Here is a 13,667-nt window from a genome sequence, read left to right as displayed (position 1 = left end):
CCTGTTAGTCGATATGAAAGACCTTATGAAGCAGCAACCACAAAATACAGCTTTTTCAGCCAGAGTGTGCCATTTTCTTGTGCCAATATTGTGCCTAATATGTGCCAGTGTGCCATTTGGTGTGCTTCATGCTCAGCAAGATGATTCGCTGGACCTATTATTTACCATTCGGGGTATCCATGTTGACGTGACGGCGAATAAGGCAAGTGCTGCACGCGATGAAGCATTGCAGGAAGCTGAAACCAAAGCCTATGATACGCTACTCAAAAAAATTACACAGCCAGAAGGCAGAGCAAAGTTGCCAGACCTTACTATTGCAGAGAAACAAGCTTTAGTAAGTGGTATTGAAGTTCGTGAAGAACAATCATCTTCCCGTCGGTACATTGCTACACTTGATGTGCGTTTTGAGCCTACTGTGTTTAGCAGTTTTCTTGCAAAATATAACGTTCCGCATGTGGTGGGGACCGGCAACGGTGTGCTGGTAATGCATAGTCATAAAAGTGGTTTGGAAGAATACCTTTGGGAGCCTAATGACGCGATGAAAGCCGCGCGTGGTACCGTGGACTGGCACAACAGAATTAGAAACTATGTATTTTCTAAAGGCCTTATAAAAGAACGCCTTATGGTTACTTACGGAGAAGTTTCAAAGGGTTTTTTGGACAGCGCTTTAACTTTAGCATTAGATTATGGTGTTCAATCAGCACTGTTGATAGATTCTGAGTGGAAACCGGTTGCTGGCGGGGGAGGTACTCTCATATACACCTATAATTCCAGTGAAAGCATGCAACAACACGAAGCAATGCAAACAATACAAAGTGAAATTGGTGAAGAAGATGCAATAGCTAGAATGTATGATAGCGTACTTGATTCGAACGATACATTGTGGCGCAAGCAACTGCTTGTTGATACCAATAACCAAGGTATTATGGAAACATATGTAACAACGAGTGACCTGCAAGCTATTGCAAAGATTGAAAAATGCTTGTCTCAGGTAACACTGATAACGGATGTACGGGTTTTATCAATCAGTGTACCCCTTAGTAAATTCTCTTTTTCCTACACAGGAAATGATGATCAGCTTGCTCTGGCATTGCAGTATGCAGGCCTTGTGCTAGATGATTATGGTACTCAAAAAATGCTGAGCCTTAAAAAAACGCAAGGAATCAAATGACTATAAAGCGCTGGGGCTGGATAGTAGCCGCCATTTTTGCCATATTATTCCTATACCTAATAAAGGGAATATTATTACCTTTTTTGGTGGGTTTCGCTGTTGCTTATTTTCTGGATCCTGTTGCTGATAGGCTTGAGGCAAAAAAACTGCCGCGCTCCATTGCCGCAGGCCTTGTGATTGCAGGATTTTTTATTCTAATAACAGGCATTGTTTTAGCTTTTTGGCCTATTGTTCAATCACAGCTTGGTTCTGTTTCAGAAACATTACCGAAGACCATATCAGGCTTGAGGCCCTGGCTTTCAAAAGCAATGCAGGGCCTTTCAGACAGTTATAATATAGGCAACGGTGAAGACATAAACAGCATTCTTGGTTCTTTTTCAGAACAAATTCTTGGTAAAGTTCAGGACAGTGCAACAAATATTCTGAAGGGTGGGTTAGCACTCTTTAATATTCTTACATTGGTGCTGATTTCACCGGTTGTAGCATTTTATATGCTGCGTGACTGGGATTTGTTGGTTGCGAAAGTGAATGGTTGGTTGCCACCAGAACAGGCACCTGCAATTAGGCAAGTCTCTGCAGACATCGATACTGTTCTCGCAGGTTTTGTGCGCGGCCAGCTTATGGTTAGCACCATTATGGGAGTTATGTATGCTCTTGGGTGGATGCTGGTTGGCCTTGATTTTGCTATCATTCTAGGGCTTCTCGCCGGTATAATGTCATTTATTCCATTCGTCGGCACGCTGGTTGCCTTGGCGGTTGCTCTTGCCTTAGGTGTTGGGCAATGGGGGCTTGATCCTATACAGTTAGGGCTGGTGGCTGCTGTCTTTTTTGTTGTTCAGCTTATTGAAGGCTCGTTCTTGACGCCGCGTCTGATCGGTGAACGTGTTGGCCTGCACCCAGTTTGGGTTTTGTTTGCTGTTTTAGCAGGTGGAGAGCTGATGGGCTTTGTTGGGGTGCTGATTGCTTTACCTGTATCCGCTGCCCTTGCTGTTCTTGTACGGTACTGGATTAAACAATATAGAGAACACTATAAAATTGCAGACCCTACTGAAGACCAAGGCAGTATAAAAACAACGTCCAAGCTATGAAAACAACACACCAGATACCACTTGACCTTACTCATGTTCCTAGCTTTAGCCGGGAAGACTTTATTGTTTCAGGCTCAAACTCTGCAGCGATCACATTGTTGGATAACTGGCAGTCATGGCCAGGACATACTGCTGCACTGGTTGGCCCTACGGCCTCTGGCAAAACCCATATCGCCAATATATGGGCAGAAGAAACCGGCGCAATACGGTTTAATGCGGGTACCAGAATATCAGAGTTGGCCGAATCCTGCTCTATAGTGCTTGATGATATTGATGATATGTTATCGACTAAAACATTATCTGAAGAAAACCTGTTTCACTTGTTTAATTGGTCGCGTGAGAAAAACGGAATCATGCTGATAACAGCAAGAACAGCACCCAACAACTGGCCTGTTAAATTACCTGACCTAAAATCGAGGCTGGCTACAGTTCATATTGGCACCATCGGTGAGCCGGACGACAACTTATTGTTGATGTTGCTCGTAAAGCTATTTTCTGACAGGCAGTTAACTGTTAAGCATGAAGTAATGACTTATATTACGGCTCATATGGAACGGTCTTTTTCTGCAGCATATGATTTAGTGAATGCGCTGGATCATGTTTCACTAACGACCAAGCGCAACATAACCAAACCGCTTGTAAAAAGTTGCCTTAATGGTTTTGCAAACGGATAATTGTAACAATTCTTTCTTATAGCCATACAAAATAGTCGCGGGGATGACAAAATGGCGGACGGTGATTTGAAAACAGCTTCTACTCAGAAAACAACTTCTAATAGTTCAGCGCTGGTAGCAACCTTGCCGGAGCGATCTGTTATTGTGCAGCAAATCTCTAACACAATAAGCGGAGAAAAATATCTAAACCGAGAAATGAGCTGGCTACAGTTTAACATGCGCGTTCTTGAAGAAGCCGAAAATCGCGCACATCCTCTTTTAGAGCGCCTTCGTTTCTTATCTATCTCCGGTAATAATCTTGATGAATTTTATATGGTTCGTGTTGCAGGCTTACGCGGGCAACAGGATTTACGGATGGAAGTGTTATCTGACGATGGCCTTACGCCCGTTCAACAGTTACAGCGCGTAAACGCTTTCGCCGAAGAGTTGATGGACAAACAACAAGCTGTTTTTGCTTCTCTGCGAACCGAAATGAAGGAAAATGGTATTGACCTGCTTGACCTGCATGAAATTTCTACAAGCGATCGGGGCTGGATTGAAACCTACTTTCTAGAAAACGTACTACCTGTTTTAACACCTATTGCCGTAGACCCCGCACACCCATTCCCTTTCATTCCCAACCTTGGTTTTACCATGGCTTTGTCGCTTGTACGTAAAGCAGACAAAAAAGATATGTTGGCCTTGCTGCCAGTGCCAAACCATGTAAAGCGCTTTGTACGACTGCCTAATGATGATAACGGCGTAAGTTTTGTATCCCTTGAGCGCATGCTAGAGCTATTCCTTGATCAGCTCTTTCCGGGCTACATTGTTGATGGCTGCGGTGTTTTTCGGGTTATCCGCGACAGTGACATGGAAATTGAAGAAGAAGCAGAAGACCTAGTGCGCGTATTTGAAAGCGCACTTAAACGTCGTAGACGGGGCAGGGTAATTCGCCTTAAAATTGACGAAGCAATGCCACAAGAATTAAAAGACTTGGTTATTTCAAAGCTTGGCGCCGACAAAGATGTTGTTGTGCAAGTGGATGGAATTTTAGGCATCAATGAAATTAGCCAATTAATTGTTGATGATTTTCCTGACCTTAAATTTAAAAACTACACACCACGCTACCCAGAAAGGGTGAGAGATTTTAACGGCGACATTTTTAAGGCAATCGCTGCAAAAGATTTTGTTGTACATCACCCTTACGAATCGTTTGATGTGGTTCACCAATTTCTGCGTCAAGCTGCACGCGATCCTGATGTTGTTGCTATCAAACAGACATTATACCGCGCCGGCTCGCAGTCAGATATTATAGGCGCACTTATTGAAGCTGCGGAGGCAGGAAAATCAGTCACTGCCGTTGTTGAGTTAAAGGCACGATTTGATGAAGAACAAAACATTAAATGGGCGCGGGACCTTGAACGGGCAGGTGTTTATGTTGTGTTTGGCTTTATTGAGCTTAAAACCCACGCTAAAGTATCGATGGTTGTGCGGCGCGAATCCGGCATTCTAAAAAGCTATATGCATTTTGGTACAGGTAATTATCACCCCATCACTGCAAAAATTTATACAGACCTATCCTTCTTTACGGCAGATCCGGCTCTATCACGTGATACAAACCGTTTATTCAATTATCTTACAGGCTACATTGAACCAATTGGGCTTGAGAAACTCGTGCTTTCTCCGTTTATGATGCAGAGTCAATTGCTTAGGTTAATTGACTGCGAAATTGAACATGTACGTGCTGGTCGTCCTGGCGCTGTTTGGGTTAAAGTTAACTCATTACTAGACCCGGTGATCATTGATAAGCTTTACGAGGCTTCCATGAACGGTGTTATGGTTGATTTGATCGTGCGGGGAATATGCACACTGCGCCCCGGCATTCCGGGTCTAAGTGAAAATATTCGTGTCAGGTCCATTATTGGCCGCTTTCTAGAACATGCACGAATATGTTGCTTTGGCAATGGTCATAGGCTGCCTTCTAAGCATGCTAAAGTATTCATTTCATCAGCAGATTGGATGCCACGTAACTTTCATTCGCGGGTTGAAACTCTAGTACCAATAGAAAATCCTACTGTACACGATCAGATTATGGGGCAGGTGATGGCCGCTAATCTGCGAGATAATTGCCAATCTTGGGCTATGAATGCAGATGGTTCCTATATAAGAAATCAACCCGCTGAAGGGGAAGAACCGTTCATTGCCCATCATTATTTCATGACAAATACATCCCTTTCAGGCAGAGGTAAGGCGTTGGGTAGTGCTGACCAGATACCGCACTTACTGAAATACGGGTATGATGAGTAATTAACGTATGTTCGAAACACCAAGTGTTACAAAAGATTATGTCGGCGTAATTGATATTGGTTCAAACTCTATCAGGCTTGTTGTTTTTTCTGGCAAAAAGCGCGTTCCAGACACCATTTTTAACGAAAAAATTATGGTTGGCCTTGGTGCTGAAATCGGCAAAACGGGCAAAATGGGTACTGCTGCTATTAAGCTTGCAATTTCTACCTTACAGCGTTTTGTTTCATTATGTACGCACATGGGGGTTGGTGAATTACGTGTACTGGCCACTGCCGCCGTGCGAGATGCCTCAAATGGTGCTTATTTTGTTAAAAAAGTAAAAACTGAATGCGATCTTGATATCCGCATTATTATGGGCGAGGAAGAAGCACGGCTTTCTGCGCTAGGTGTATTATCTGGTGATCCTCGTGCACACGGAATTTCGGGCGATTTAGGCGGCGGCTCTCTTGAACTTGCGCGCATTAAAAATGGTGCTGTGCATGAAACCATCAGCCTGCCGATTGGCCCCCTTCGGCTTATGGCAAAGTTTGGCAGGAACCGAACGGCACTTAGAAAATATTTGCATGAGCAATTTGAAGAAATTCCATGGCTTGATAAGGGCGGCGATCATAACCTTTATCTGGTTGGTGGAGCTTGGCGGAACATTGCACAACTTATGATCCGTGAACAATCATACCCACTGCCAATTTTACAGGGCTATTATAGCAGTAAAACAGAGTTTACAGCCTATTGCAGGCGGTTGAGTAAGCTTGATCCAGATGACATCCCTTTTGGTTCTGGCTTAACTGCCCGGCGCAGAGAAGTTCTGCCTACAGCCGCGATTATCATGATAGAGCTGATGTATGCCATGAAAGCCCGTAGGATTGTTGCGTCTGCGCACGGTTTGAGGGAAGGTGTCATTTTTGATGAGCTACCTGAAGAAGCTAAAAAAATAGACCCGTTCATGGCCACGTGTCATGAACTTGCAAACGAACGTTGCCGTTTTCCGGAACATTCTAAACTTATCTATGATTGGACCCGGCCGTTATTTTACAAATTACTGCCAGATAAAAAATATCGAGAACGCCTACAGATGGCCATTTGCTTGCTAAGTGATATTGCTTGGCGCGGGCATCCTGACTTTAGAGCGGAAAAAGCTGTTTCAATGGTTTTGCACAGTAATTTAATAGGTGTTAGCCATAAAGAGCGCTGTTATATTGCCGTTGCTCTCAATCAAGCTTACGGCGCGTCGATAGACGAATCTCATTTGGGACCACTTTTACCACTTTTGAAAATTGAAGAAATCATGGAAGCTCGCACAATGGGCGCTGCCGTTCGTTTGGCGCAGCGCCTTTCAGGCGGTACGGTCAAAGCTTTAACTGTCAGTAGCTTGCGAATTTCAAAGGCAAGACTGTACCTAAGCTTGCCCGAGGAACATGCAGAGCTTAAAAATGATATTGTTCACCGCCGCCTGCGACAGCTAGCACAGCTTGTAGGTAGGTCTGCCAAAATAGAGATACTTTAATCAGTGCAAGAAAAGAGAGCTTAGCCAGCCTCTTCTTCGAGCTCCACAATATCAATGTCACCGTTTCTTGCTGTTAAAGCCAGATCACCGCGCATCAACTTTAAGGCATCTTCGCCAAATATTTTATAGCGCCAACCCTGCAAGGCTCTGATATCAGTTTTTTTAGGCATAGCAGCCCATTCTTCCAGCTCTTGCGCGCTGGCAATCATGCGGGTTGCAACCTTTGCATCCTGACACTTCTGTTTTAAAAGCACTTTCAAAAGGTCAGCCATCGGCGGCGTTGCTGGCCGGGGTTTTGCCCGTTCAATTTTGGGTAAATCAGCTTCAGGGATATCGAGGCCTTTTTGTATGGCATCAAAAAGTGCTTTACCAGAGCGTGATTTGCTAAATCCTTTAGGGATACCCCTTAAGCGATCAAGCGACTCCATATCTTTTGCTGGATGTGCAGCAATTTCGAAAAGGACCTCATCTTTCGCGATGCGGCCTCGTGGCATATCGCGTTCCTGTGCCTGAATTTCGCGCCATTCAGCAAGGGCCTTTAAAATACCAAGAAAACGTGGCTTGTTTGTGCGCACTTTCATGCGTAACCATGCCTCTGACGGTTCCACGACATACAGAGATGGATCGCGCAGCATCTCTGTTTCCTCTTCCACCCAGCTAGTTCTGCCGGTTTCTTCCAGCTCTTTTTTCAAGCTACGATAGATTGTTCTCAGGTGGGTTACATCACCAAGCGCATATGTTAACTGCGTGTCAGAAAGCGGGCGTTTTGACCAGTCCGTATAACGAGCTGATTTATCAAGCTGCGCGTGGGTAATCTTTGTAACCAGCGTTTCATAACCAACCGAATCGCCAAAGCCACAAACCATAGCCGCGATTTGAGTATCAAAAATTGGGGCAGGGAGGTCTTTCATCAGAAGATAAAAAATCTCCATATCCTGCCTGCAGGCGTGCATTACCTTAAGGACATTTGTATCGGCAAAAAGATCAAAAAGTGGCTGTAAATCAAGACCTTCTGCAAGAGGGTCAATACAATGCGCTTCGTTATCATCTGCGACCTGAACCAAACACAATTGCGGGAAGTAGGTATTATCACGCAAAAACTCAGTATCAACTGTGATGAACTCTGCCTTTGATAATCGCTTGCACAAAGCGATAAGATCATTAGTTTTAGTTATGGGCTGCATGCAGTATTCCATTGTTGTTTGGGGCATCTAATACACAGCTTTTCCAGTAAGGTCACGCTTTACTCGCATGTTTCTTTTTACTGGCCTTGACATTCGAGGGTATTCATGCGCTTTTCCGGCCCAATTTGGTATATTTTTTTGCGTATTGTAGCGCATCAGTATAGACATAATAGTTAGAATTAACAGAAACGTAGGATACCATGCACGCATTTCGTTCGCACACTTGTAATGAGCTCCGGGGCACCAATGTTGGCGATACAGTACGCCTTTCAGGTTGGGTTCACAGAAAACGAGACCATGGTGGTCTTCTGTTCATTGACCTGCGCGATAACTACGGCCTTACACAATGTGTTTTTGATGTTGATAGTAGCTGTTTTGCCGCTGCGGAATCAGTACGCGCAGAAAGTGTTATCCGTATTGATGGTCGTGTGAAAGCGCGCATGCAGGAAACAGTGAACGCTGATTTGCCGACAGGCGAGATTGAAATCTATGTTGATGACATGGAAGTACTTTCTGCAGCAGGCGATTTGCCTATGCCAGTATTTGGTGACGTTGACTATCCTGAAGATATTCGCCTTAAATACCGTTTTCTTGATCTGCGCCGCGAGCGTCTGCACAAAAACATCTTGATGCGCTCACAAGTAATATCATCTCTACGCCGCCGTATGACGGATCAGGGCTTTAATGAGTTTCAAACACCTATCCTAACGGCCTCCTCACCTGAGGGGGCAAGAGACTTCCTCGTGCCAGCACGCCAGCACCCGGGCAAGTTTTATGCGCTACCGCAAGCGCCGCAGCAGTTCAAGCAACTGTTGATGGTGGCTGGTTTTGATCGCTATTTCCAGATTGCGCCTTGCTTTAGAGATGAAGATGCCCGTGCTGACCGCAGTCCTGGGGAATTCTATCAGCTCGATATTGAAATGAGTTTTGTGACACAAGATGATGTGTTCGCGGCGATTGAACCTGTTCTGGTTGGTATTTTTAAAGAGTTTTCTAAAAAGAAAATCACTGAAGCCCCATTCCCGCGTATCCCGTTTAAAGAGTCGATGCTTAAATATGGTAACGACAAACCAGACCTTAGAAACCCAATTGAAATTTCTGATGTAACAGAAATTTTCCGTGGCTCAGGATTTGGTATTTTTGCCAGCATGATTGAAAGCGGTGCTGTAGTTCGCGCGATTCCAGCACCGGACGCTGGCCTTAAATCACGTAAATTCTTTGATGGTACAAATGACTGGTCAAAAAAAGAAGGTTTTGCAGGTCTTGGTTATATCAATATTAAAGAAGGTGTACCTGGCGGCCCGATTGCCAAAAACCTTGGTGAAAAAGTAACCGCACAGCTCATTGAAAAGCTTGGTCTTAAAGAAAATGATGGCGTTTTCTTTGCCTGCGATAAAGAAGCGGGTGCGGCCAAGTTGGCCGGCCTTGCACGTACAAAGGTTGGTGAAGAACTTGGCCTGATATCTGATGATGAGTTTAAATTTTGCTGGATCGTTGACTACCCAATGTTTGAGTATAACGAAGACGAAAAGCGTGTTGATTTCTCTCACAACCCATTTTCTATGCCGCAAGGTGGTATGGAAGCCCTTGAGGAACAAGATCCGCTTGAAATTCTCGCTTACCAGTACGACATTGTTTGCAACGGTATTGAACTGTCATCTGGTGCTATCAGGAACCACAGGCCAGATATTATGGTCAAAGCTTTCGGAATTGCTGGATATGACCAAAAAACGGTTGAAACAGAGTTTGGTGGTATGCTGAACGCCTTTAAGTACGGCGCGCCGCCACACGGTGGTCTTGCGCCAGGGGTTGACCGCATGGTTATGCTACTAGCCGATGAACCTAACATTCGTGAGGTTATTGTTTTCCCAATGAACCAAAAAGCGGAAGACCTAATGATGAATGCGCCGAGCGAGGTTTCACCAGCACAGCTGCGCGAGCTTTACATTCGCTGCGTCGAGCCGCCCAAAAAAGACGTTTAGAAATTTCACAAATGGGGCTTTGTTGCCCCATTTTTCTTGTGCTTATATATGTTTCAATAAGTGAGAGTGTTGATGAACGATAAAATCCTTATTCTTGATTTTGGATCACAAGTTACCCAGTTGATTGCGCGCCGGGTAAGAGAAGCAGGGGTTTACTGCGAAATCGTTCCATTCAATGCATCCGATGATATTCTGGATAGCTTCAAGCCAGCCGGTATTATTCTTTCTGGTGGTCCAGCAAGTGTAACCCACGCTGATACGCCGCGCGCGCCAGCACGTATCTTTGGTTTAGGCATTCCTGTGCTGGGCATATGCTACGGCCAGCAAACCATGGTTGATCAGTTGGGTGGTAATGTTACAACGTCTGACCATCAGGAATTTGGCAGGGCATTTGTTGATGTGCGGGAAAATTGCGCACTATTTGACGGTGTATGGAAAACAGGTGACCGCGAACAGGTATGGATGAGCCACGGTGACCATGTTGACCGGCTGCCCGAAGGTTTTTCTGTTGTTGCGACAAGTGAAGGTGCACCCTTTGCGGCTATAGCAAACGATGAGAAAAAATTCTACGGCGTCCAGTTTCACCCAGAAGTCATGCATACCCCGCACGGTGCAGAACTTCTAAAGAACTTTGTTTTGAATATTTGCACATGTTCAGGTGACTGGACTATGGCCAGTTTTCGAGAAACAAAAATTCAGGAAATTCGTGACCAAGTAGGGTCTGGCAAGGTAATTTGCGGCCTTTCTGGTGGTGTTGACAGTAGTGTTGTTGCTGTCCTTATTCATGAAGCAATTGGTGACCAGCTAACCTGTGTTTATGTGGATCACGGCCTTATGCGGGCAGGGGAAAGCGATCAAGTTGTTAGTCTGTTCCGTGAACATTACAACATTAACCTTGTTCACAGAGATGCATCTGACCTGTTTCTAGGTGAACTTGCTGGTGTTACTGACCCTGAAAAGAAACGTAAAATTATTGGGAAATTATTCATTGATGTGTTTGAAGAAGAAGCACGCAATATTGGCGGCGCAGACTTTCTGGCCCAAGGAACACTCTATCCTGATGTGATTGAATCTGTATCCTTCATTGGCGGACCATCGGTTACCATTAAGTCACATCATAATGTTGGTGGTTTACCTGAACGCATGAATATGTCGCTGGTGGAACCGCTTCGGGAACTTTTTAAAGATGAAGTCCGAGAGTTAGGCCGCGAACTTGGGCTACATAATGATTTTGTGAGCCGCCATCCATTTCCTGGACCGGGCCTTGCCATCAGAATACCGGGGGAAATTACCCGTGAAAAAGCCGATATTCTACGCAAAGCTGATGCAATTTATTTAGAAGAAATCAGGAATGCAGGCCTTTATGATACAATTTGGCAGGCGTTTGCAGTTCTCTTACCCGTTAAAACAGTTGGCGTTATGGGCGATGCCCGTACATATGATCATGTGTGTGCACTAAGAGCTGTTACCTCAACGGACGGTATGACGGCTGACTATTACCCGTTCCCACATGACTTTTTAGGGCGTACAGCAACACGTATCATTAATGAAGTACGGGGCATTAACCGAGTTGTATATGATGTGACCAGCAAACCCCCAGGAACTATTGAGTGGGAATGATAGTGTCTGTCGCGCGCCAAACTACAGAGGCGTGCTGAAAACGTCACGATCCAAAGCCATAAAGGTAAAAGTCTAACATAAAGCATTTACTACATTCATATGGTTTTGCGGCACATAGCTTTTATACAGTTTGGGCTTATGCATTCAGCAATTATACTGTCGTAATCTTGGTTGGAAAATTCAACTCTCTATTGTAATAGAGGTTATATTCTTTCTTTATATGACTCCCCTACGGCTCTATCAAAAAGAGACTGCCCTATAATACCTAAAATCACAGGCCCTATAGCAATGCAGCATAACCCTTACAATGAACTTCCTGATAATTCCTTTTGGAAAAAAGGTGTGGAGCAGTCTGATCCTCATGAACTAAAGGGTATTCACACTGCGAAGTGGCGCATCAAAAAAAATGATGTCGTTGTGACTATGGGGAGTTGTTTTGCGCAGCATATAGCTAACTGGATGCGGAATAAAAACCTAAATGTTCCTTTCTATGATAGCACAGAAAACATACATAGCCCTTCATTTGCAGCTAATTATGGAAATGTATACACTGTCAAGCAAGCATTGCAGCTTGTAAACGAAGTAATAGGAAACCGTCAATCTAGCGAGCCTGCGTGGCAAGCTGATGCAGGCTTCATAGACCCCCTGAGACCAAATGTTTTTATCAAGCCATTTAGTACGGTTGAAGACCTACTTGAATCCAGAGCCTTACACCTAAAAAATTTAAAGAAGGCATTCTCTGAATTAGACGTATTTATATTTACGTTAGGCTTAACAGAAACATGGCAGATAAATGCTTGTAAAACAGTTTTGCCAACGGCGCCTGGAATCTTAGGCGGTGACTATAAAACAGATAACTATTCCTTCGTAAACTATACATATAATGAAGTTTTACAGGATTTAGAGGACTTGCATGAAGCCATCAGGCTGCTGCGTAAAAACAAACCTTTTAGAAGCTTGCTAACCGTTTCTCCCGTTCCCCTGACTGCGACAGCAGATAACAGACATATTTTAGTTTCCTCCACATACTCCAAAGCTGTTCTGAGGGCTGTAGCAGGTGACTTTGCATCAAAACATAACCAGTCAGATTACTTCCCTTCTTTTGAAATCATCAACAATCCGGCAGCAGCTTCTACACATTTTGAAAATAACTATCGAACCATCAAAAAGTCATCTGTTAATACTGTAATGGGCATTTTTGCAAACTCATGTTTGGATGAAACCCCGGTTACATTAAATAATACGGAAAACTCTGTTCAGGACATTGATTGTGAAGATGCACTTCTTGATGCATTTGTACCGAGCAAACCAACACGAGAAAGTTACAATAAAAAGATATTTTTTTTTGGTGACAGCCATCTAAGCAGCGTAAAAAGATGGGTCCAAAGTAAAGTTCCAGACGAGAAATTCCATTATATCCCGCATCAATGGTTGAAGACAAATGACGGCAGTGGCTTACTTCACTCAAAGTTTCAAAAATTTGAGTTCAAACCTCAATATCATGACAAGATTCAAGATATTGTCATTCATACTCCTGAAACAGTAGTACTTGTTGGAGAGTGCTTATTTGGGGACGGCATTATAAGACACCACGGTAAGCTTAAAGCTGGTTTTTTAGGCTGTAAGGGAGCGGATATAACCCCGCAGATGCCATTTGTTGATAAAGTTGAGGATTCACTTGTAAGATTTTATAAAAAAGAGGTTCGCCGAAAAATAAACTTTGTGAAAAACCTTGAGAGCCAATCTGATTATAAACACATCAAATGGATGTGCGCGCCAGATATACCCTACAAAAGTGCTGTATTTAGATTTGGAAAAGAGTTCGTTGAATCAGGATCTTATCAAATTCATAAAGAAGCATATTATCAAGCTTTTTTATTAGTAAACAAGGGCCTGCAAAGAACTGAATTTATATTTCACGACTGGAGTTCTCTTTGTGACAAATCAGGTTTTACACTAGATAAATACAGGGCGTCAGAAAGCAACTGGGATATTCATTGCAATCCTGACTATTATGCAGGCGCTATAAAACAGCTTGGTCTATAGCCTTTTGATAAGGCGTGTAAGACATAAATGAGTCAGTGTTTCAATAGATAAACCATTATATTAAAAGTTGATTTTTACTATCTCTAAATTGAAGAATATTAATATTCGTATA

General features: G+C 43.7%; 9 protein-coding genes. 8 read left to right on the top strand and 1 reads right to left on the bottom strand.

Annotated features, from left to right (window positions below):
* Positions 1-25 precede the first annotated feature (25 nt).
* The 5 genes from ICL80_RS11085 to ICL80_RS11065 are packed head-to-tail and all read left to right on the top strand — an operon-like array spanning position 26 to position 6,723.
* Positions 26-1,171, top strand: a complete 1,146-nt coding sequence (locus ICL80_RS11085; protein ID WP_194212233.1) for a DUF2066 domain-containing protein — start codon at positions 26-28, stop codon at positions 1,169-1,171.
* Complete coding sequence (locus ICL80_RS11080; RefSeq protein WP_194212231.1) at positions 1,168-2,259, top strand: AI-2E family transporter; 1,092 nt, start codon at positions 1,168-1,170, stop codon at positions 2,257-2,259. Before ICL80_RS11085 ends, ICL80_RS11080 begins: the two co-directional genes overlap by 4 nt.
* Positions 2,256-2,933 carry an HdaA/DnaA family protein gene (locus ICL80_RS11075; RefSeq protein WP_194212229.1) on the top strand — a complete coding sequence of 226 codons (678 nt, stop codon included), beginning with the start codon at positions 2,256-2,258 and terminating at the stop codon, positions 2,931-2,933. Before ICL80_RS11080 ends, ICL80_RS11075 begins: the two co-directional genes overlap by 4 nt.
* A gap of 51 nt (positions 2,934-2,984) precedes the next feature.
* On the top strand, positions 2,985-5,219 hold the full coding sequence (locus tag ICL80_RS11070) for an RNA degradosome polyphosphate kinase (RefSeq protein WP_194212228.1): 2,235 nt from the start codon (positions 2,985-2,987) through the stop codon (positions 5,217-5,219).
* Between the two features lie 7 nt (positions 5,220-5,226).
* On the top strand, positions 5,227-6,723 hold the full coding sequence (locus ICL80_RS11065; protein WP_194212227.1) for a Ppx/GppA family phosphatase: 1,497 nt from the start codon (positions 5,227-5,229) through the stop codon (positions 6,721-6,723).
* 20 nt (positions 6,724-6,743) lie between these two features.
* Here the strand turns inward: ICL80_RS11065 and rnd are convergent, their stop codons facing one another.
* Entirely contained in the window at positions 6,744-7,907 is a 1,164-nt protein-coding gene (rnd, locus tag ICL80_RS11060) for a ribonuclease D (RefSeq protein ID WP_194212226.1), read from the bottom strand.
* 200 nt (positions 7,908-8,107) lie between these two features.
* On the opposite strand from rnd, the gene aspS reads away from it, so the two are divergent.
* The 3 genes from aspS (at position 8,108) to ICL80_RS11045 (ending at position 13,555) form a co-directional block, all read left to right on the top strand.
* Positions 8,108-9,889, top strand: coding sequence for an aspartate--tRNA ligase (gene aspS, locus ICL80_RS11055; protein WP_194212225.1), 1,782 nt, complete (start codon positions 8,108-8,110; stop codon positions 9,887-9,889).
* Positions 9,890-9,961: 72 nt separating this feature from the next.
* The gene (gene guaA / locus ICL80_RS11050) at positions 9,962-11,509 is read left to right on the top strand and encodes a glutamine-hydrolyzing GMP synthase (RefSeq protein WP_194212224.1); all 1,548 of its coding nucleotides are present in this window, start codon (positions 9,962-9,964) and stop codon (positions 11,507-11,509) included.
* 288 nt (positions 11,510-11,797) lie between these two features.
* Positions 11,798-13,555: a GSCFA domain-containing protein gene (locus tag ICL80_RS11045; protein WP_194212223.1), complete on the top strand. Its 1,758-nt coding sequence runs from the start codon at positions 11,798-11,800 to the stop codon at positions 13,553-13,555.
* Positions 13,556-13,667 lie beyond the last annotated feature (112 nt).

Origin of the sequence: Kordiimonas pumila (assembly GCF_015240255.1) — a bacterium.
GTDB classification, from domain to species: Bacteria; Pseudomonadota; Alphaproteobacteria; order Sphingomonadales; family Kordiimonadaceae; genus Kordiimonas; species Kordiimonas pumila.
This window is presented reverse-complemented; position numbering and strand designations above follow the sequence as displayed.